General features: G+C 62.9%; 22 protein-coding genes. 18 read left to right on the top strand and 4 right to left on the bottom strand.

The genetic code is table 11. The features are described from left to right. Positions 1–4 precede the first annotated feature (4 nt). Both CIT25_RS11330 and CIT25_RS11325 read left to right on the top strand, forming a co-directional pair. A complete protein-coding gene (locus CIT25_RS11330; protein ID WP_095485085.1) occupies positions 5–598 on the top strand; it encodes a HupE/UreJ family protein in 594 nt (197 codons plus the stop codon). 8 nt (positions 599–606) lie between these two features. Next, positions 607–912: an urease subunit beta gene (locus tag CIT25_RS11325; protein WP_077374464.1), complete on the top strand. Its 306-nt coding sequence runs from the start codon at positions 607–609 to the stop codon at positions 910–912. A gap of 26 nt (positions 913–938) precedes the next feature. Here the strand turns inward: CIT25_RS11325 and CIT25_RS11320 are convergent, their stop codons facing one another. Further along, a complete protein-coding gene (locus tag CIT25_RS11320) occupies positions 939–1,433 on the bottom strand; it encodes a hypothetical protein (protein ID WP_095484605.1) in 495 nt (164 codons plus the stop codon). A 126-nt stretch (positions 1,434–1,559) separates the two neighbouring features. Beyond that, positions 1,560–1,943 carry a hypothetical protein gene (locus CIT25_RS11315; protein WP_095484604.1) on the bottom strand — a complete coding sequence of 128 codons (384 nt, stop codon included), beginning with the start codon at positions 1,941–1,943 and terminating at the stop codon, positions 1,560–1,562. A 178-nt stretch (positions 1,944–2,121) separates the two neighbouring features. Between CIT25_RS11315 and ureC the strand changes: the two genes are divergently transcribed. From ureC to CIT25_RS11275, 8 genes are all read left to right on the top strand, one after another. Next, positions 2,122–3,834, top strand: coding sequence for an urease subunit alpha (ureC, locus tag CIT25_RS11310; RefSeq protein WP_095484603.1), 1,713 nt, complete (start codon positions 2,122–2,124; stop codon positions 3,832–3,834). Between the two features lie 197 nt (positions 3,835–4,031). Then, positions 4,032–4,520, top strand: coding sequence for a DUF29 domain-containing protein (locus tag CIT25_RS11305; protein WP_095484602.1), 489 nt, complete (start codon positions 4,032–4,034; stop codon positions 4,518–4,520). Between the two features lie 58 nt (positions 4,521–4,578). Then, on the top strand, positions 4,579–5,172 hold the full coding sequence (locus tag CIT25_RS11300; protein WP_095484601.1) for a hypothetical protein: 594 nt from the start codon (positions 4,579–4,581) through the stop codon (positions 5,170–5,172). A gap of 156 nt (positions 5,173–5,328) precedes the next feature. Next, entirely contained in the window at positions 5,329–5,904 is a 576-nt protein-coding gene (locus CIT25_RS11295) for an urease accessory protein UreE (RefSeq protein WP_095485084.1), read from the top strand. Then, positions 5,897–6,568 (top strand): urease accessory protein UreF, encoded by a 672-nt coding sequence (locus CIT25_RS11290; protein WP_095484600.1) that lies wholly within the window; start codon positions 5,897–5,899, stop codon positions 6,566–6,568. The genes CIT25_RS11295 and CIT25_RS11290 overlap by 8 nt, the downstream gene beginning before the upstream one ends. Continuing rightward, complete coding sequence (locus tag CIT25_RS11285) at positions 6,565–7,005, top strand: DUF3995 domain-containing protein (protein WP_095484599.1); 441 nt, start codon at positions 6,565–6,567, stop codon at positions 7,003–7,005. The genes CIT25_RS11290 and CIT25_RS11285 overlap by 4 nt, the downstream gene beginning before the upstream one ends. Further along, on the top strand, positions 7,002–7,643 hold the full coding sequence (gene ureG, locus CIT25_RS11280; protein WP_095484598.1) for an urease accessory protein UreG: 642 nt from the start codon (positions 7,002–7,004) through the stop codon (positions 7,641–7,643). The genes CIT25_RS11285 and ureG overlap by 4 nt, the downstream gene beginning before the upstream one ends. An 86-nt stretch (positions 7,644–7,729) precedes the next feature. Then, complete coding sequence (locus CIT25_RS11275; protein ID WP_095484597.1) at positions 7,730–8,497, top strand: class II aldolase and adducin N-terminal domain-containing protein; 768 nt, start codon at positions 7,730–7,732, stop codon at positions 8,495–8,497. Between the two features lie 3 nt (positions 8,498–8,500). On the opposite strand, the gene CIT25_RS11270 is transcribed toward CIT25_RS11275, so the two are convergent. Further along, entirely contained in the window at positions 8,501–9,133 is a 633-nt protein-coding gene (locus tag CIT25_RS11270) for an HAD family hydrolase (protein ID WP_095484596.1), read from the bottom strand. Between the two features lie 244 nt (positions 9,134–9,377). On the opposite strand from CIT25_RS11270, the gene CIT25_RS11265 reads away from it, so the two are divergent. Continuing rightward, positions 9,378–10,337 carry a sugar-binding transcriptional regulator gene (locus CIT25_RS11265; protein ID WP_095484595.1) on the top strand — a complete coding sequence of 320 codons (960 nt, stop codon included), beginning with the start codon at positions 9,378–9,380 and terminating at the stop codon, positions 10,335–10,337. Between the two features lie 21 nt (positions 10,338–10,358). Here the strand turns inward: CIT25_RS11265 and CIT25_RS11260 are convergent, their stop codons facing one another. Further along, entirely contained in the window at positions 10,359–10,544 is a 186-nt protein-coding gene (locus CIT25_RS11260; RefSeq protein ID WP_095484594.1) for a hypothetical protein, read from the bottom strand. Between the two features lie 110 nt (positions 10,545–10,654). On the opposite strand from CIT25_RS11260, the gene gcvA reads away from it, so the two are divergent. The 7 genes from gcvA (at position 10,655) to CIT25_RS11225 (ending at position 18,465) form a co-directional block, all read left to right on the top strand. Beyond that, complete coding sequence (gene gcvA / locus CIT25_RS11255; RefSeq protein WP_095484593.1) at positions 10,655–11,563, top strand: transcriptional regulator GcvA; 909 nt, start codon at positions 10,655–10,657, stop codon at positions 11,561–11,563. A 189-nt stretch (positions 11,564–11,752) separates the two neighbouring features. Then, positions 11,753–13,063, top strand: a complete 1,311-nt coding sequence (locus CIT25_RS11250) for an ABC transporter substrate-binding protein (protein ID WP_095484592.1) — start codon at positions 11,753–11,755, stop codon at positions 13,061–13,063. A gap of 123 nt (positions 13,064–13,186) precedes the next feature. Beyond that, complete coding sequence (locus CIT25_RS11245; protein ID WP_095484591.1) at positions 13,187–14,059, top strand: carbohydrate ABC transporter permease; 873 nt, start codon at positions 13,187–13,189, stop codon at positions 14,057–14,059. A gap of 207 nt (positions 14,060–14,266) precedes the next feature. After that, the gene (locus CIT25_RS11240; protein WP_095484590.1) at positions 14,267–15,091 is read left to right on the top strand and encodes a carbohydrate ABC transporter permease; all 825 of its coding nucleotides are present in this window, start codon (positions 14,267–14,269) and stop codon (positions 15,089–15,091) included. Between the two features lie 51 nt (positions 15,092–15,142). Next, the gene (locus CIT25_RS11235) at positions 15,143–16,147 is read left to right on the top strand and encodes an ABC transporter ATP-binding protein (protein WP_095484589.1); all 1,005 of its coding nucleotides are present in this window, start codon (positions 15,143–15,145) and stop codon (positions 16,145–16,147) included. After that, entirely contained in the window at positions 16,144–16,914 is a 771-nt protein-coding gene (locus CIT25_RS11230; protein ID WP_095484588.1) for an L-iditol 2-dehydrogenase, read from the top strand. Before CIT25_RS11235 ends, CIT25_RS11230 begins: the two co-directional genes overlap by 4 nt. Positions 16,915–16,986: 72 nt before the next feature. Then, the gene (locus CIT25_RS11225; RefSeq protein ID WP_095484587.1) at positions 16,987–18,465 is read left to right on the top strand and encodes a mannitol dehydrogenase family protein; all 1,479 of its coding nucleotides are present in this window, start codon (positions 16,987–16,989) and stop codon (positions 18,463–18,465) included. Positions 18,466–18,494 lie beyond the last annotated feature (29 nt).

Raw genomic sequence — 18,494 nt, 5'->3', positions numbered from 1 at the left:
ATCGATGGTTCCCGCAACGATCAAACGCACGTCCCTCTCGGCGGTCCTGCTTCTCGCCGCTGCAATGCCCGCCTATGCCCATGTCGGCATCTGCACGACCTCGTCCTGGTCAGCCGGCTTCATGCATCCGCTCTCCGGCCTCGACCACCTGACGGTGATGATCGCGGTCGGGCTATGGGCGGCCCTCAAGGGCGGCAAGGCGGTTGTCGCATGGCCGCTCGCATTCGTCGCCGTCATGCTGGCGGGCGACGCGCTCGGCATGCTGCAGGTGCCGTTGCCGTTCATCGAACCGGGCATACTGGCGTCGGTCGTGGCGCTGGGACTGCTGGTCGCGCTTGCGGTCGATCTTCCCGTCTCGGCCGGCGTCGCCATCATCGGCCTGTTTGCGCTGTTCCACGGTCACGCCCATGGCACCGAAGTGCCTGAAAACGCCAGCGGGCTCGGTTATATGGCCGGCTTTGCCGTCGCCACTGCGCTGCTCCATGCCGCCGGCCTCGTTGCCGGTCTTGGCCTCGGCATCAGGTTCCCAGGCCTTGCGCGCGCCGCCGGCGGCGCCTGTGCGGCCGTCGGTGCCGGCCTCGCCTTCGGCGTCTTGTGAGGCTGGCGATGATCCCGGGCGAAATCATCACGGCAGGCGGCGAGATCGAACTGAACAAGGGCCAACCGACCATCACGATGAAAGTGGCCAACAGCGGCGACCGGCCGATCCAGGTCGGCAGCCACTATCACTTCTTCGAGACCAATGAGGGGTTGAAATTCGATCGCGACAAGGCGCGAGGCATGCGCCTCGACATCGCAGCCGGCACGGCCATGCGCTTCGAGCCCGGCCAGGAGCGCGACGTCACGCTGGTGCCGCTCGGCGGCAAGCGTGAAGTCTATGGGTTTCAGCAGAAGATCATGGGCGCGCTGTGATATCCAAGGCGTCGAGCAGTTCCGGCTCAGCTGGGTGGCTTGGCCGCAGCGTAGATGACGACCTTTCCGGGATCGTCGAATTCCACGGCGAGAACGTCTTCGGTCAGCACGCGTCGCGAGTCGATGGCGTTGAACAGCAATGCGTTCGCCTCGATCTCCTTGCGCAGTTCCGCAATGTCTTCCTGATGTTCCTTAACCTTGGTCTCGATCTCCGGCGGCGGACCGCCTTCCGTGCGCGCGGCATCGGTGAGGAACACGATATCGACCTTGTTGAGCTTGGAGGTCTTGCGCACCGCGCCGATGTTTTCACGCGTCCGGTCGATCGCCGTGGCGACTTTGCCGGCCTCCACAGCCGTGTTGGTCTCTTCCTGGCCAACCTCCGAGCCGATGATCCTGTTGACGGTGTCCGGGCCTTCAAGACCCTGCGCATTCAGCGCGGCCTGGGGGACGGTCGCCGCGAGAAACGCAGTTGCGGCAATCATATGCAGCCATCTTGTGTCGGGGAAGGTGGTGATCGCCATCGCTCGCTCTCAGAGCCTCTTTCGAGGCTCGTTTCTACGCCAAAAAATCGAAACGTGTTCTGCCCTGCGAAGGTTCCCTCCCCGATGCGGCGGGCCGACCTTGCGCCGGCCCGCCATAGCGCATCGTCAGCTCGCTTTCTTGGTGATCAAGGTCAGCGCGCCATTGGTGTCCATGCTGGCGGCGATCACTTGCGCCGAGGTGAGTCCTTTGGCTTCGAGCGCGGACTTGACCTGGGGCGTCGCGTCGATCGAGCTGCGCAATTTCTGCAGGCCATCCTCGCCGCGCTTGGCGATCACTTCATTGACCTTCGTCTTCGTTTCCTCGGGCAGTTCTTCGATGTCGACGACGTTGACGGTCTGAATCGCCGGCACTTCCGGCTGAGCGCCGGGCGCCGCGGGAGCGGGCGAAGCCGGCGGCTCACCGGGTTGCGGCGCAGGCTGTTGCTGGGCGCTGGCAGCGGTCGCGAGCAGGAGGGTGGCGGCGGCTGCGAGACGTATCGTTTTGCGCATGGATCTTCCTTTCCATCGATTGGCAAACGGTCGTTTTGGGGTGGCCCAGCCACCTCAAACGTTAAATGGGATCGGAAAGTGTCGCCCAGCGGGTCATTGCGTGACCATAGGATGGCGACAATGTGGGGCCGGGCTTCGACCGGCTGTATTTTGGGCCGCATTTCAGGAGCAATTGCCGATGGCTAGAATCACCCGCGCCGCCTATGCCCAGATGTACGGCCCGACCGTCGGCGACAAGGTGCGGCTTGCCGATACCGAGCTGTTCATCGAGGTCGAAAAGGATCTCACCCTTCATGGCGAAGAGGTGAAATTCGGCGGCGGCAAAGTCATCCGCGACGGCATGGGCCAGAGCCAGGTTTCCCGCGCCCAAGGCGCGGTCGACACCGTCATCACCAATGCGCTGGTCGTCGATGCGTCGGGCGGCATCTTCAAGGCCGACATCGGTCTCAAGGACGGCCGCATCGCCGCGATCGGCAAGGCCGGCAATCCGGATATGCAAAACGGCGTCACCATCATTATCGGCCCCGGCACCGAGATCATCGCCGGCGAGGGCAAGATCCTCACCGCTGGCGGCTTCGACGCGCATATCCACTTCATCTGCCCGCAGCAGATCGAGGAAGCGCTGATGTCAGGCATCACCACCATGCTCGGCGGCGGCACCGGCCCGGCGCATGGCACGCTGGCGACGACCTGCACGCCTGGGCCGTGGCATATGGCGCGCATGATCCAGTCCTTCGACGCCTTCCCGATGAACATCGGCCTGTCGGGCAAGGGCAACGCATCCTTGCCGGCCGCGCTTGAAGAGATGGTGCTGGGCGGTGCCTGCTCGCTGAAGCTGCACGAGGACTGGGGCACGACGCCCGCGGCAATCGACTGCTGCCTGTCGGTCGCCGACGATTACGACGTGCAGGTAATGATCCACACCGACACGCTGAACGAGTCCGGCTTTGTCGAGAACACGGTGGCAGCCATCAAGGGCCGCACCATCCACGCCTTCCACACCGAAGGCGCCGGCGGCGGCCATGCGCCAGACATCATCAAGGTTTGCGGCCTGCCCAACGTCATCCCGTCCTCGACCAATCCGACCCGCCCCTACACCGTCAACACGCTGGCCGAGCATCTCGACATGCTGATGGTCTGCCATCATCTGTCGCCGTCGATCCCCGAAGACATCGCCTTTGCTGAAAGCCGTATCCGCAAGGAGACCATCGCCGCCGAAGACATTTTGCAGGACATCGGCGCCTTCTCGATCATCTCGTCGGACAGCCAGGCCATGGGCCGCGTCGGTGAAGTGGCGATCCGCACCTGGCAGACCGCCGACAAGATGAAGCGCCAGCGCGGCTCGCTGCCGCAGGAAACCGGCGACAACGACAATTTCCGCGTCCGCCGCTACATCGCCAAATACACGATCAACCCGGCCATCGCGCATGGCCTGTCGAACGAGATCGGCTCGGTGGCGGTCGGCAAGCGCGCCGATCTGGTGCTGTGGAACCCGGCCTTCTTCGGCGTCAAGCCTGACATGGTGCTGATCGGCGGCATGATCGCCGCCGCCCCGATGGGCGATCCCAACGCCTCGATCCCGACACCGCAGCCGATGCACTACCGGCCGATGTTCGGCGCCTATGGCAAGGCGATGACCAATTCGTCGGTGACTTTCGTTTCCAAGGCCGCGCTCGATGCCGGCCTGCGCGGCAGGCTCGGCGTCGACAAAAAGATGGTCGCCGTCGAAAACACCCGCGGCGGCATCGGCAAGCACTCGATGGTGCTCAACGACGCCACCCCGCATGTCGAGGTCGACCCTGAAACCTATGAGGTCCGCGCCGACGGTGAATTGCTCACCTGCGAGCCGGCCACGGTGCTGCCGATGGCACAAAGGTACTTTTTGTTCTAACCAATCAACTTCACCAAAGTTCATGAATTGGTCAAATGTCTCTGACGGCTAAGCGCGCGCGTTCTGTCAGCTGCTCGCCCAAAACTGTGCACGGATTGTCAACCGCCGCGCTGAAAACGCTTCGGAGAAGCGCCTGATCGGCTCCATCTTTTGCTTCCAACTTGGAAATCTGGACCCTTTGGAGCAATATACGCTGGATGAACAAGATTTTTCGAAAACAGCAATTGACGCCCTACGAGGCCGACTATGCTCAGTGGTGCGCCGAACAAGGCGCGCTGCTGCGCGAAGGTCGTCTGTCCGACCTCGATCGAGAAAATCTGGCGGAGGAGATCGAGAGTTTGGGGCGTAGCGACAAAAGAGAGATCAGAAGCAGGCTGGGCAACTTGCTACTGCACCTCCTCAAATGGCAATTTCAACCCGAGAAGCGTAAAGCAGGATGGTTGATGACAATCCGCGAGCAGCGATATCAGATCGAAAACCTGCTCGACGAAAGCCCAAGCCTGAAAGCTTATCCTGGGCAACAGCTCGGACGGGAATTCAGGATGGCGAGGCTAAAGACGGCCGACGAGACGGGTCTGAACGAGCGGGATTTTCCTGTCGACTGCCCGTATTCGATCAGAGACATACTCCACCACGATTTTTTTCCGGGTGCTCCTTGGTCGTCGGATCAACTTATCCGCGATTAAGCCTTTAGGCCGCGACGCTTTAAACAGCCCCATTGCACCGAATCCTCCTTGGGCGTTTATGAACCAGCAACTCCCTTACGCCCACGACATATTCCCCCACATCCGCATCATCTTGGGCATGGTGATCGGGCTTGGCGTCACGCGGCTGCTGTCCGGGGTGGCCCGCATTGTCCAGCATCCCGGACAGTACCGGCTCTATTCGGTGCATCTGGCCTGGGTTGTGTCGGTGCTCTTGATGCTGGTGCATTTCTGGTGGTGGGAGTTCGGCCTGTTTCAGATCGAGACCTGGACCTTCGGCAAGTACCTGTTCATCATCTTCTACGCAGTCACGCTGTTCCTGCTCTGCGCGCTGCTGTTTCCGGACTCGATGCTGGACTACACCAGCTACGAGGATTTTTTCTACTCGCGCCGTGCCTGGTTCTTCGGCCTGCTGGCGGCGACTTACTTGCTCGATGTGATCGACACGCTTCTGAAAGGGCCCGAGCATTTTGCCCGCTTCGGCGTTGAATATTTGTTCCGCACGCCGGTGTTCGTCGCGCTTTGCATCATCGCGATGCTTGTCCGCGATCGCCGCTTCCACATCGCCTTTGTCGCCGCCGCCCTCGTCTACCAGATATCGTTTATCCTGCGGCTCTTCGACACGATCGTTTGACTACAGCCCCGCGCGTCCTTTCGGACGCGCAAAGGACGCTGTAGAAACTTGACTTGGCGCATGATCCTTCCCGAAATCGAATTCGATTTCGGGGTCATGCGCTGGCATTGGGTCGATGCCTGGAACGGACTAAGCTTTTTGCAAGGCAGGTGTTACATGAAGCTCGATATCCGCACCGACTTCACTAAATTCCCGCGTGCCGTCTCCGTGCTTGCCGCCGGCGAAGCGGGAGCGGTCACGCCCTATGATCGGGCCGTGCTTGCCCATGACGAGCGGCACCTGCGTCGCCGCGCCATCGAGACTTCAGGCGGCGACAAGATACTGGTCGACCTGCCCGAGCCGGTTGCTTTGGGCGATCGCGACCGGCTGGTGCTTGAGGATGGCCGCCATGTCGAGATCATCGCCGCGGAGGAGCCGCTCTACGACATCCGCGCCTTGAGCCATGTTCATCTGACCGAGCTCGCCTGGCATATCGGCAACCGCCATCTGGCGGCCGCCATCGAGGCGGAACGCATACTCATCCTGCGCGATCATGTCATCAAGGCGATGCTGGAAGGGCTGGGCGCGACCGTGCGCGACGTCTCCGAACCGTTCAAGCCGGTGCGCGGCGCCTATTCTGGGCACAGTCACGGTCATGCCCATGCCGAAGCGCATGCACACAGCCACGCTGAGGCGCATTCCCATGCCCATAGCGAATCGCACTCCCACAGCCATTCGCACGACCATGACTGACCAGCCTTCTAACATCGCCCTGTTGCGGCTGATGGCGTGGCTGTCGCCTTCCTTTCCGGTCGGCGGCTTTTCCTACAGCCATGGCCTCGAACGCGCCGTGCACGACGGACTGGTTGCCGACAGCAAAGACCTCGCCGCATGGCTGGAGACGCTGGTCGAGATGGGCTCGGGCTGGAACGATGCCGTGCTGTTTGCCGAAAGCTGGCGGCGCGCGCGGCAAGCCGGCGATCTCGACGAGATCGCCGCACTCGCCGAGGCCCTGGCTGGCTCGCGCGAGCGCCACACCGAGACCATGCTGCAGGGTGCCGCCTTCCTGAAGGCGGCATCGGCCTGGCCGTGTCAGGTGCTGGACCGTCTGCCGGCCGAGTGCCCCTATTGCGTCGCAGTCGGCGCAACTGCCGGTGGCAACGCCATCGCGCTGCAGGACGCGCTGTCGGCCTTCCTGCAGAGTTTCTTTTCCAATCTCGTCCAGGCGGCGATCCGGCTCGGCGTCGTCGGCCAGACTGGCGCCACCGCGCTGCTCGCCGGCTTTGAGCCGCTGGCGCTGGAAACGGCGTCCCGTGCCTCCAATTCGACGCTTGACGATCTCGGCGGCTGCGCCTTCGTCTCCGACATCATGGCGATGAAGCACGAAACCCAGTATTCCCGGCTGTTCCGCTCATGATCGTACTTGCCTTCATTCTCTCAATCGTCCTGCTGCTGATCACCACGCTGCATGTCTATTGGGGTATTGGCGGGATCTGGCCGGGCAGCGACGCTGCCTCCTGCGCCCGCGCGGTGGTCGGCTTTCGCGGCGTCGACGAGATGCCGGCGCCCTTCGCTTCTTTTGCCGTTGCTGCCTGCCTCGGCCTGGCGACGCTGTGGCCGATGGCGCTTGAAGGCGTGTTTGCCACGCCCTTTCCCAAGACCGGGCTTGCCGCGACGGCGCTGCTCATCGCGCTGGTCTTCCTCGGGCGCGGCATTGCCGGTTTCACGCCCTGGTGGCGCCGGCTGACGCCGGAACAGCCTTTCGCGCGGTTCGATGTCCGCTATTATTCGCCGCTGTGCCTTTTGATCGGGCTCGGCTTCGCCATTCTTGCCATCACGGAGTTTTCCGCATGACCCAAGCCAATGGTCCTCTTCGCATCGGCATCGGCGGCCCGGTCGGCTCCGGCAAGACCACGCTCACCGAAAAGCTCTGCAAGTCACTGCGCGACGAGTTTTCCATCGCCGTCGTCACCAACGATATCTACACCAAGGAAGACGCCATGATGCTGGCCCGGCTCCAAGCGTTGCCCGAGGATCGCATCATCGGCGTCGAGACCGGCGGTTGCCCGCACACCGCCATCCGCGAGGACGCCTCGATCAATCTGCAGGCGATCGCCGAGATGACCAAGAAATTTCCCGATCTCGACATCGTCTTCATCGAATCCGGCGGCGATAACCTCGCCGCCACATTTTCCCCCGACCTCGCCGATCTGACGCTCTACGTCATCTCGGTCTGCCAGGGCGAGGAGATCCCGCGTAAGGGCGGACCGGCGATCACGCGGTCCGACTTCCTGGTCATCAACAAGAGCGATCTCGCCCCCTATGTGAACGTCAATCTCGATGTCATGGAGGCAGATGCTGCCCGCATGCGCGGCAAGCGGCCGTTCGGCTTCACCGACCTGTCGCGCGGCAAGGGCCTGCGGGAGGTGATCGATTTCATCATCGAGCATGGCGGGCTGCGGGTCGACGCCGCCAGAAGCACTGCGGCGTAAGGCGACGGCGCTCGCCTGCACCAAACGAAACCGGTTGCGCGTCCCACCGGCGCGCGGCATCCTTGCTTCTTTCACGGAGGTTTTCGATGAGCATCGCCCGCCTGCAGAAGGAAATGCTGACCAACCTGCCTTTCTACGAGGAGCGCGTCGATCTGGCTTGCGCCTTCCGCTGGACGGCGCGGCTCAACATGCACGAGGCGGTGGCCAATCATTTCTCGCTGGCCGTCAACGCTGACGGCTCGCAATTCCTGATGAATCCCAACCAGGTGCATTTCTCGCGCATCAAGGCGAGCGACCTGCTGCTGATCGACGCCAACGATCCCGATACGCTCTCCGGCCCGAATGCGCCCGACCCGACGGCATGGGGCCTGCACGGCGCCATCCATCGCAATGTGCGTCATGCGCGTTGCGTCATGCATGTGCACTCGATCCACGCCACGGTGCTCGCCTCGCTCGCCGACTCGACGCTGCCGCCGATCGACCAGAACTCGGCGATCTTCTTCAACCGCCACGTCGTCGACGGCCACTATGGCGGACTCGCCTTCGAGGAGGAGGGCGAACGCTGCTCGCAACTGCTTACCGATCCGAAGGTCAGGGTGATGGTCATGGGCAACCATGGCGTGCTGGTCATCGGCGATACCGTTGCCGACACCTTCAACCGCATGTTCTATTTCGAGCGCGCCGCCGAGACCTATATCAAGGCGCTGTGGACCGGCCGTCCGCTGCGGGTCCTGCCGGATGAAATCGCGGAAAAAGCAGCGCTGGAGCAAGAGGACTATCCCGGCCAGGCCGAACGGCACCTGTCTGAATTGAAGGCGATCCTCGACGAGCAGGAGCCTGTTTACCGGAACTGATACTTAAAGCCCCAGCTCCGCCCGCAATTCGTCGGCGCTGTTGATGACGATCGCGCCGGGCGGCCCGTCCATAGGCGCCTCCGGCCAGAAGATCGTCCTCATCCCCGCCGCCAGCCCCGCCGTGGCGCCGGTCACGCTGTCGTCGACGGCCACGGCATCGGCCGGATCGACACCGGCCAGCCAAGCGGCGCGCAGGAAGGGTTCGGCGTGCGGCTTGCCCTCGTGCACGTCATTGCGGCTGATTGTCTTCATGCCGGGATAGAAGAGGCCAACCGCGCGCAGATTGGCATCGACGATCAGCCGGTCGGAATTGGACACCACCGCCTGCGCCACGCCAAGCGCGCGCAGCTCGTTAAAAATCTCGATCGCGCCGATGCGCGGCTTCAGCGTCTCGGCCATCGGCAGATAGTGATCGTATTTGCGCACGATCCAGTCGTCGAAGGGCAGGTCGAGGCCGAACTCGTCGCGCAGCATCTCGTAGACCGGCCATGCGGCAATGCCCAGCACCCGCTCATGCAGGTTGGCCGGCGCCGCGATGCCGACGCTGTGCAGCGCCGCCACCAGCGCCGCCTCGTGCAACGGCTCGCTATCGACCAGCGTGCCGTCCATGTCCCAGAAAACCGCTTTCGGCGTCATGCGAGGCTCCTTTGTCTGAATCCCTTAAAGGGTTTGCGTCGGGAGATAAACCGCCGCGCCTGACTGCACGGACATTGCGGGACTTCAAAAATTGCTTGGCTACGATCATCCACTCTAAGCACCACAGGCGCCTCGGGCAGTTCACCTAAGCAATTGCTCTGGTGATAGGCAATTGCGCACAAGCGCATTCCCCCTTAAAAGTAAAGCGCCCCCGCCTTGATGCTCGGGGCAGGGAGGCAGCAAGTTGAATTCCCGGCAGGACAGCGGCAGCAACAGGCTGGACGACGCGGCACGCGCCGGCTGGCTCTATTATGTCGCCGGCAACACGCAGGACCAGATCGCCTCGACGCTCGGCATCTCACGGCAGACGGCGCAGCGGCTTGTGTCGCTGGCGGTGTCGGAAGGGCTGATCAAGGTGCGCGTCGACCACCCGATCGCCAATTGCCTCGATCTCGCGGCGCGACTGAAATCGCGCTTCGCGCTCGATCTGGTCGAGGTGGTGCCGAGCGATCCTGCTTCCTCCTCGACCATCATCGGCGTCGCCGAGGCGGCGGCGGCCGAGATTGAACGGCGGCTGCGGTCGCCGACGCCGATCGTCATGGCGATCGGCACCGGCCGCACGCTGAAGGCGGCAATCGAGCAGCTGCCGCCGATGGAATGCCCTCAGCACAAGGTCGTGTCGCTGACCGGCAACATCTCGCCCGACGGCTCGGCCGCCTTCTACAACGTCATCTTCACCATGGCCGACAGGGTCAAGGCGCGCTCCTTCCCGATGCCGTTGCCGGTCATCGCCTCCTCGCCGGAGGAGCGCGAGATGCTGCTCAGCCAACCGATGATTCAACCGACGCTGGCGCTTGCAGCGGAAGCCGACGTCACGTTCATCGGCATCGGCGATCTCGGCCCGAAGGCGCCGCTCTATGAAGACGGCTTCATTTCGGAAAGTGAATTGAAGGCGCTGCAGAAAGCCGGCGGCGTCGCCGAGATCGTCGGCTGGGTCTTCGATCGCGAAGGCCGGATGATCGAGGGCATCACCAATGACAGGGTGTCTTCGGCGTCGCTGCCGTCGCGCGAAAAGTCTCTGGTGATCGCGCTCGCCATGGGCGAGCGGAAGCTGCCCGGCATCCTTGCGGCTGTAAACCGGCGGCTGGTCAACGGCCTCATCACCGACGAGCGGACCGCCGCCGCTTTGCTGGCGGCCAGTTGATTAGGGATAAGTCCAGCAAGGCTATTTGTGCCGACCGTAAGGATCGTTGCCATCGAGAAAACCCATGTCGCGCTGCAGATGCGACGGCAGTTCCCTGATGTCGAGATAGGCCCGTTTTCTCGCCGCGTGCCGTGCAAGCCCGCGCGCCAGCCGCGAAAACCAGCTTTGGCCTGGCGTTAGAAACAGCTTTTCCTGGATCGTGGTCATGATCGTCAGCCTTCGCTATGCTTGAACTGATTGATGCGTCGACCACAAATATCGGCTTCACGGCGCCTTGCTGCCAATCAAACGTCGATCACGGCCCATAAGGAGGGCTTATGCCTGAACTCAAGTCACGGCAGGTCTCCCAACTCCCTCCGCTTCAGGCGATCCGCGTGTTCGAGGCGGTGGCGCGGCATCTTTCCTTCACCAAGGCCGCCGGCGAGCTTGGCATGACGCAGGCGGCGGCGAGCTATCAGATCAAGCTCCTGGAGGAGCGCGTCGGCGCGCCTCTGTTCTTGCGCCGGCCAAGGCAGATCGTGCTGACCGAGGCGGGGCAACGCATGGCGCCTGCGGTCAGCGAGGCGTTCGCCCTGTTGGGCGGAGCATATGCTGCCGCGCGCAGCGGCGCCGATGGGGTGCTCTGTGTCTCGACGCTGCTGACCTTTGCCTCGAATTGGCTGGCGCGGCATCTCGGCTCGTTTCAGGTCGCGCACCCGTCGCTGGCGGTTCGCCTCGACACATCGAACCGCGTGGTCGACTTCACCCGCGAGGATATCGACATCGCCATCCGTTCAGGCGGGGGAAACTGGCCGGGCGTGGAAGTGCACAAGCTTTTCAATGCGGATTTCACGCCGATGCTGAGCCCGAAACTCGCGGCGTCCATTGGCGGGGTGAAGGAGCCTGCCGATCTGTTGCGCCTGCCGATCCTCGACCCCGGCGACATCTGGTGGCGGGACTGGTTTATCGCCGCCGGCCTGCCGGTCGAGGAATTGGCCAAGCGCCCCGGCTCCAGCATGGGTGCGCAGGCCTACGAGGCCAACGCCGCGATCGCCGGGCAGGGCGTGGCGATCGTGACGGCCGCGCTTTTCAACGCCGAGCTTGCCGATGGCCGCCTGATCCAGCCGTTCGATCTGGTCGGCGACGACGGCCATGCCTATTGGCTGGTCTATCCCCAGGCGCGGCGCAACGTGCCGAAGATCCGCGCTTTTCGCGAATGGATCCTGGCTGAGATCGCCGGCCAATAGGTCGATACGCCGCGCCGAAAACCCGAGGTCTGGGGCGCCGGCAAGCTTATTCAAACCGTCCGGAACCGAATCCCGCACGAGGCTGCGTGCTGCGCTGCAGCAACGAATCCGGCTTGACATAATTCACGGAGAGTGAGTAATTGCCCATAGCCAAGGCAAATGCTCAGCTTGGTCTATGGGAGGAATTTGATGAAACTTCGCACGCTCACCCTGGGTCTGTTGTCGGCCAGCGCTTTTGCGTTCGCCGCGCATGCCGAATCCATCACCATCGCCACTGTCAACAATGGCGATATGGTCCGCATGCAGAAGCTGACCGACGACTTCACCGCCAAGAACCCCGACATCCAGCTCCAGTGGGTCACGCTCGAGGAGAACGTGCTGCGCGAGCGCGTCACCACCGACATCGCCACCAAGGGTGGCCAGTACGACGTGATGACCATCGGCACCTACGAGGTTCCGATCTGGGCCAAGCAGAGCTGGCTGCTGCCGCTCGACAAGCTCGGCGACGACTATGACGTCAAGGACATCATCCCGGCGATCGCCGGCGGCCTGTCGGTCGACGGCACCCTTTACGCAGCGCCGTTTTACGGCGAAAGCTCCTTCGTCATGTACCGCAAGGACCTGATGGAGAAGGCCGGGCTGACCATGCCCGACGCGCCGACCTGGGACTTCATCAAGCAAGCCGCCGACAAGATGACGGATCGCGCTAGCGGCGTGAACGGTGTCTGCCTGCGCGGCAAGGCCGGCTGGGGCGAGAACATGGCCTTCCTGACCGCCATGTCGAACTCCTTCGGCGCACGCTGGTTCGATGAGAACTGGAAGCCGCAGTTCGACCAGCCCGAGTGGAAGAACACGCTGCAGTTCTATGTCGACCTGATGAAGGCCAATGGCCCCGAGGGCGCGTCTTCGAACGGCTTCAACGAAAACCTGGCGCTGTTCCAGCAGGGCAAGTGCGGCATGTGGATCGACGCCACCGTCGCCGCGTCCTTCGTCTCCGACCCGAAGAACTCAACAGTCGCAGACAAGGTCGGTTATGCGCTTGCTCCCGACAACGGGCTTGGCAAGCGCGGCAACTGGCTGTGGGCCTGGTCGCTGGCCATTCCAGCCGGCACGCAGAAGGCTGACGCCGCTCAGAAATTCGTCTCCTGGGCAACCAGCAAAGCCTATGCCGAGCTCGTCGCATCGAAGGAAGGCTGGGCCAATGTTCCGCCCGGAACGCGCACTTCACTCTACAACAACCCCGAATACCAGAAGGCGGCGCCCTTCGCCAAGATGACGCTGGACTCGATCAACGCCGCCGATCCGACGCATCCGACCGTCAAGCCGGTGCCCTATGTCGGCGTCCAGTTCGTCGCCATCCCCGAGTTCCAGGGCCTTGGCACGACTGTCGGCCAGCTGTTCTCGGCGGCACTCGCCGGCCAGACGAGCGTCGACGACGCCTTGAAGCAGGCGCAGGACGCTGCCACCGCGACGATGACCGAGGGCGGTTATATCCAGTAAGGCTCCTCCCGGTGCCGAACGCCGGTTGCCTATCATGGCCGGCAAAGGGGCCGCCCGAATCCCAGTTCGGGCGGCCACCTTCACACTTTCGAAAATTTGGCTGACCTTTGAAGGGTGACCGTCATGGCTACTCAGCAGACCCGTTCGCTTGCCCGCTTCATGATGGCGCCATCCGTGGTGCTGCTGTTCGTCTGGATGATCGTGCCGCTGGCGTTCACCCTGTGGTTCTCCTTCCAGCAGTACAACCCGCTCAACCCGATCCGCGACGGGTTCGTCGGCTTCTCGAACTACGCGCTCTTCTATTCAAACCCGGCATTCCTGCAGTCGATCCTCAACACGCTTATCCTCGTGGTCAGCGTGCTTTTGATCACGGTGATCGGCGGCATCCTGCTGGCCCTCCTGCTCGATCAGCCGATATGGGGACAGGGCATCGTCCGCATCCTCGTCATCTCGCCGTTCTTCGTCATGCCGCCGGTGGCAGCGCTGGTCTGGAAGAACATGATCATGCATCCGCAATACGGCGTCTTTGCCGATATTGCGCGCTTCTTCGGCGGGCAGCCGATCGACTGGTTCGGGCAATATCCCATGCTGGCGATCATCATCATCGTCGCCTGGCAGTGGCTGCCATTTGCGACATTGATTCTTTTGACCTCGCTGCAGTCGTTAGACGGCGAGCAGAAAGAGGCCGCCGAGATGGACGGGGCCGGCTTCATCAGCCGCTTCATCTATCTGACGCTGCCGCACATGTCGCGCGCCATCACCGTCGTCATCCTGATCCAGACGATCTTCCTGCTGTCGGTCTATGCCGAGATCCTCGTCACCACCAATGGCGGCCCCGGTTACGCCTCCACCAACCTGCCCTTCCTCGTCTACCAGAAGGCGCTGCTGGAGTTCAAAATCGGCCAAGCATCCGCCGGCGGTATCCTCGCCGTCATTCTCGCCAACATCGTCGCCTTCTTCGCCATGCGCGCGGTCGGCAAGAACCTGGACAAATAGGGAGGAAACGATGCTGCGTGCGCTGAACCACCCCCACTCCGTCCCGCTACGCGGGACACCTCTCCCCCTGCCCGGGGGAGAGGAAACGCCTGCATCGAAGCCGCGCCCTTCCTCTACCCCGTCGATCGGGGGAGAGGTGGTTTGCGCAGCAAACCGGAGTGGGGGTCGACCCTGCCGCCAACATCGCCGATACGGGAGGACCTGACCATGGCACGTGCAGTCAGCACCCAGCACAAGACGATTGCGACCGCGGCCGCCTGGATCGTCGCCCTGCTGGTCTTCTTCCCGATCCTGTATACGATCATCACCTCGTTCAAGTCGGAGCAGGAGGCCATCCAGGGCTTCAACCTGTTTCCGTCGGGAACCACGGAGAGCTATACCGCGGTCGAGGCGCAGAGCGGCTACTTCAAGTTCTTCCTCAACTCGGTATTCCTGTCGGTCGGCTCGACCATTCTGGCCTTGCTTGTCGCCATACCGGCGGCATGGTCGATGGCGTTCTCGCCGGGCAAGTGGACCAAGGACATCCTGATGTGGATGCTTTCCACCAAGATGATGCCGGCGGTTGCCGTGCTGTTCCCGATCTACCTGATCTTCCGCGATACCGGATTGCTCGACAGCCGCATCGGCCTGATGATCATGCTGATGCTGATCAACCTGCCGATCGTGGTGTGGATGCTCTACACCTATTTCCGCGAGATCCCCGGCGAGATATTGGAAGCGGCGCGCATGGACGGCGCCTCGCTCTGGAACGAGATCGTCTATGTGCTGACGCCGATGGCGGTGCCGGGCATCGCCTCGACGATGCTGCTCAACATCATCCTGGCGTGGAACGAGGCGTTCTGGACGATCCGGCTGACCACCACCGAGGCAGCACCCCTCACCGCCTTCATCAGCTCCTTCTCAAGCCCTCAAGGGTTGTTCTGGGCCAAGCTGTCGGCGGCCTCGACGCTGGCGATCGCGCCGATCCTGATCATGGGCTGGTTCAGCCAGAAGCAGCTGGTGCGCGGCCTGACCTTTGGCGCCGTGAAGTGACGGACATTGCCTGAAGCATCAGACGAAAAATAACCCCTCGGGGAGGAAACCATGGGAAACATCACGCTCAAGAACGTCTCCAAGTCCTTCGGGTCGACGATCATCATTCCGGGCATCGATCTGGTCATCGAGAACGGCGAGTTCGTCGTCTTCGTCGGCCCGTCGGGCTGCGGCAAGTCCACGCTGCTGCGGCTGATCGCCGGGCTGGAGGACACCACCGCCGGCACCATCAACATCGACGGCCGCGACGTGACCGGCGAGGCACCGGCCAAGCGCAAGCTGGCCATGGTGTTCCAGTCCTATGCGCTCTACCCGCATATGACGGTGGCCAAGAACATCGCCTTTCCGCTGAAGATGGCAGGAGAGGACCAGGCGACCATCGACAGGAAGGTGAAGGACGCGGCGCGCATCTTGAATCTCACCAACTATCTCGAACGCCGCCCCGGGCAGCTCTCCGGCGGTCAGCGCCAGCGCGTCGCCATCGGCCGCGCCATCGTGCGCCAGCCTTCGGCCTTCCTGTTCGACGAACCTTTGTCCAACCTCGACGCGGCCCTGCGCGGCACCATGCGGCTGGAAATCAGTGAGCTGCATCATCAGCTCAAGACGACGATGGTTTACGTCACCCACGACCAGGTCGAGGCGATGACCATGGCCGACAAGATCGTCGTGCTCAATGCCGGCAATGTCGAGCAGGTCGGCTCGCCGATGGAACTCTACAAGACGCCGAAGAACCTGTTCGTCGCGGGCTTCATCGGCTCGCCGAAGATGAACCTGATCGAAGGCGCGCCGGCGGCCAAGTACGGCGCCAGGACCGTCGGTATCCGTCCGGAGCATATGAACATTTCAACGACAACGGGTGACTGGAAGGCCACGGTCGGTGTCGCCGAGCACCTTGGCTCCGATACATTTTTGCACGTGCAAGCGGACGGCGTCGGTCCGCTGACTGTGCGCGCCGACGGCGAACTGTCCGTCGATCACGGCGACACGATCTATCTGACTCCGGACAAGGCCAAGCTGCACCGCTTCGGCGCCGACGGAAAGGCCATGATGCAATGAGGCTCGAGGGTAAATCGGCGCTGATCACCGGTTCGGCGCGCGGCATCGGCAGGGCGTTCGCCGAAGCCTTTGCGCGCGAGGGCGCCACGGTTGCGATCGGCGACATCAATCTCGAAGCTGCGGAAAAGACGGCTTCCGAGATCGGTGCGAAAGCCTATGCGGTCAAGCTCGACGTCACCGACCTCGCTTCGATCGAGGCGGCGGTGAAAGCGGTCGAGACAAGGACCGGCGGGCTGGACATCCTGATCAACAACGCCGCTTTGTTCGACCTGGCGCCGATCGTCGAGATCACCAAAGCGAGTTACGATCGTCTGTTTTCCGTCAATGTCGCCGGCACGCTGTTCATGCTGCAGGCAGCCGCCCGCTCGATGATCGCCCGGGGCAAGGGCGGCAAGATCATCAACATGGCGAGCCAGGCCGGGCGCCGCGGCGAGGCGCTGGTTGGCGTCTATTGCGCCACCAAGGCCGCCGTCATCTCGCTCACCCAGTCCGCTGGGCTCGATCTGATCAAGCACCGCATCAACGTCAATGCCATCGCGCCGGGCGTCGTCGACGGCGAGCACTGGGATCATGTCGATTCCCTGTTCGCCAAGTACGAGAACCGGCCGAAAGGCGAGAAGAAGCGGCTGGTCGGCGAGGCGGTGCCTTATGGCCGCATGGGCACGGCGCAAGACCTCACCGGCATGGCGGTGTTCCTGGCAAGCGAGGACGCCGAGTACATCGTCGCCCAGACCTACAATGTCGACGGTGGCCAGTGGATGAGTTGAGGGGGGCGAAGGCGCTCTTCTCCCCGTTTCCTCCACGGGGAGAAGAGCCGTCCCGCCCAGGATAAAAAGCAAATGGCCGTGAAACTCTCGTCTTCCATCCTCGCCAAGCTTCCGCCCAAGGTTGCCGGCCCGAAATACGATCGCGCCGCGCTCAAAGCCGGCATCCTGCATTTCGGCGTCGGCAATTTCCACCGCTCGCATCAGGCAGTCTATCTCGACGATCTGTTCAATTCGGGCGTTGGCCACGACTGGGCACTGGTCGGCGCCGGCGTCTTCGAGGGCGAGAAGGTCGGCCGCGGCAAGCTGCAGGAACAGGACTGGCTGACCACCGTGGTCGAGCAGGACAGTGGTCATATGAGCGCCCGCGTCACCGGCGTCATGGTCGATTTCCTGATGCCGGGCGACGCGGCGGCGATCATCGAACGGCTCGCCGATCCGGCGATAAGGATCGTTTCTCTGACCATCACCGAAGGCGGCTACTTCATCGATCCGGCGTCCGGCGTGTTCAATCCAACCCATCCCGACATTGTCGCCGATGCTGAGCCGGGCGCTACGCCGAAGACCGTCTTCGGCATCATCCTTGCCGGGCTGATCCGCCGCCGCGACAACGGCATCGTGCCCTTCACGGTCATGTCTTGCGACAACATTCCCCACAACGGCCATGTCACGTCTGACGGCGTCGTTGGTCTCGCGCGGCTGATCGACGAGGATCTGGCAAACTGGGTGAGCGAGAAAGTCGCCTTTCCCAATGGCATGGTCGACCGCATCACGCCGGCCACCACCGACCGCGAGCGCGGCATTCTGTCGAGCGAGTTCGGCCTTGAAGACAACTGGCCGGTGTTCTGCGAGCCGTTCAAGCAATGGGTGCTGGAGGACCATTTCACCGACGGCCGCCCGCCGTTGGAAAAGGTCGGCGTGCAGTTCGTCAGCGATGTTGCGCCCTACGAGCTGATGAAGATCCGCATCCTCAATGGCGGCCATGCGACCATCGCCTATCCGGCCGGACTGATGGACATCCATTTCGTCCACGAGGCAATGTGGGAGCCGCTAGTGCGCGGCTTTCTCGACAGACTGGAGCACGACGAGATCATCCCGACCGTGCCGCCGGTGCCGGACACCGTGCTGGAGGACTATTATCAACTCATCGAGCACCGCTTCTCCAATCCGAAGATCGGCGACACGATCCGCAGGCTTTGTCTCGATGGCTCCAACCGGCAGCCGAAATTTATCATCCCGACCATCGCCGACCGGCTGAAAGCCGGCAAGGGCGTCACCGGCCTAGCGCTGGAATCGGCGCTCTGGTGCCGCTACTGCTTCGGCACGACGGATAGCGGCGCCGTCATCGAACCCAACGATCCGAGCTGGGACCGGCTGCAGACGACCGCCAGGGCGGCAAAGGATGCGCCTGCCGCCTGGCTTGCCATGGAGGACATCTATGGCGATGTCGGCCGCGCGGCGGCGTTTGTCGAAGCCTTTGTCAATGCGCTCAAGGCGCTCTGGGCCGACGGCGCGCGTGCGACACTGACGCGCTACCTCGCCGGCCAGCTCTAAAATCGGCTGCCCATGAAGTCTCGCCCATG

This window comes from Mesorhizobium mediterraneum (assembly GCF_002284565.1).
GTDB classification, from domain to species: domain Bacteria; phylum Pseudomonadota; class Alphaproteobacteria; order Rhizobiales; family Rhizobiaceae; genus Mesorhizobium; species Mesorhizobium mediterraneum.
This window is presented reverse-complemented; position numbering and strand designations above follow the sequence as displayed.

What these genes read in the sequence shown, in the direction of transcription:
- CIT25_RS11270 (WP_095484596.1), bottom strand. Translation starts at nt 9,133, where the DNA reads ATGACGCCGAAAGCGGTTTTCTGGGACATGGACGGCACGCTGGTCGAT.
- CIT25_RS11320 (WP_095484605.1), bottom strand. Translation starts at nt 1,433, where the DNA reads ATGGCGATCACCACCTTCCCCGACACAAGATGGCTGCATATGATTGCC.
- CIT25_RS11225 (WP_095484587.1), top strand. Translation starts at nt 16,987, where the DNA reads ATGGCCGTGAAACTCTCGTCTTCCATCCTCGCCAAGCTTCCGCCCAAG.
- CIT25_RS11330 (WP_095485085.1), top strand. Translation starts at nt 5, where the DNA reads ATGGTTCCCGCAACGATCAAACGCACGTCCCTCTCGGCGGTCCTGCTT.
- CIT25_RS11300 (WP_095484601.1), top strand. Translation starts at nt 4,579, where the DNA reads ATGAACCAGCAACTCCCTTACGCCCACGACATATTCCCCCACATCCGC.
- CIT25_RS11290 (WP_095484600.1), top strand. Translation starts at nt 5,897, where the DNA reads ATGACTGACCAGCCTTCTAACATCGCCCTGTTGCGGCTGATGGCGTGG.
- ureC (WP_095484603.1), top strand. Translation starts at nt 2,122, where the DNA reads ATGGCTAGAATCACCCGCGCCGCCTATGCCCAGATGTACGGCCCGACC.
- ureG (WP_095484598.1), top strand. Translation starts at nt 7,002, where the DNA reads ATGACCCAAGCCAATGGTCCTCTTCGCATCGGCATCGGCGGCCCGGTC.
- CIT25_RS11260 (WP_095484594.1), bottom strand. Translation starts at nt 10,544, where the DNA reads ATGACCACGATCCAGGAAAAGCTGTTTCTAACGCCAGGCCAAAGCTGG.
- CIT25_RS11275 (WP_095484597.1), top strand. Translation starts at nt 7,730, where the DNA reads ATGAGCATCGCCCGCCTGCAGAAGGAAATGCTGACCAACCTGCCTTTC.
- CIT25_RS11250 (WP_095484592.1), top strand. Translation starts at nt 11,753, where the DNA reads ATGAAACTTCGCACGCTCACCCTGGGTCTGTTGTCGGCCAGCGCTTTT.
- CIT25_RS11325 (WP_077374464.1), top strand. Translation starts at nt 607, where the DNA reads ATGATCCCGGGCGAAATCATCACGGCAGGCGGCGAGATCGAACTGAAC.
- CIT25_RS11305 (WP_095484602.1), top strand. Translation starts at nt 4,032, where the DNA reads ATGAACAAGATTTTTCGAAAACAGCAATTGACGCCCTACGAGGCCGAC.
- CIT25_RS11285 (WP_095484599.1), top strand. Translation starts at nt 6,565, where the DNA reads ATGATCGTACTTGCCTTCATTCTCTCAATCGTCCTGCTGCTGATCACC.
- CIT25_RS11315 (WP_095484604.1), bottom strand. Translation starts at nt 1,943, where the DNA reads ATGCGCAAAACGATACGTCTCGCAGCCGCCGCCACCCTCCTGCTCGCG.
- CIT25_RS11235 (WP_095484589.1), top strand. Translation starts at nt 15,143, where the DNA reads ATGGGAAACATCACGCTCAAGAACGTCTCCAAGTCCTTCGGGTCGACG.
- gcvA (WP_095484593.1), top strand. Translation starts at nt 10,655, where the DNA reads ATGCCTGAACTCAAGTCACGGCAGGTCTCCCAACTCCCTCCGCTTCAG.
- CIT25_RS11240 (WP_095484590.1), top strand. Translation starts at nt 14,267, where the DNA reads ATGGCACGTGCAGTCAGCACCCAGCACAAGACGATTGCGACCGCGGCC.
- CIT25_RS11230 (WP_095484588.1), top strand. Translation starts at nt 16,144, where the DNA reads ATGAGGCTCGAGGGTAAATCGGCGCTGATCACCGGTTCGGCGCGCGGC.
- CIT25_RS11295 (WP_095485084.1), top strand. Translation starts at nt 5,329, where the DNA reads ATGAAGCTCGATATCCGCACCGACTTCACTAAATTCCCGCGTGCCGTC.
- CIT25_RS11245 (WP_095484591.1), top strand. Translation starts at nt 13,187, where the DNA reads ATGGCTACTCAGCAGACCCGTTCGCTTGCCCGCTTCATGATGGCGCCA.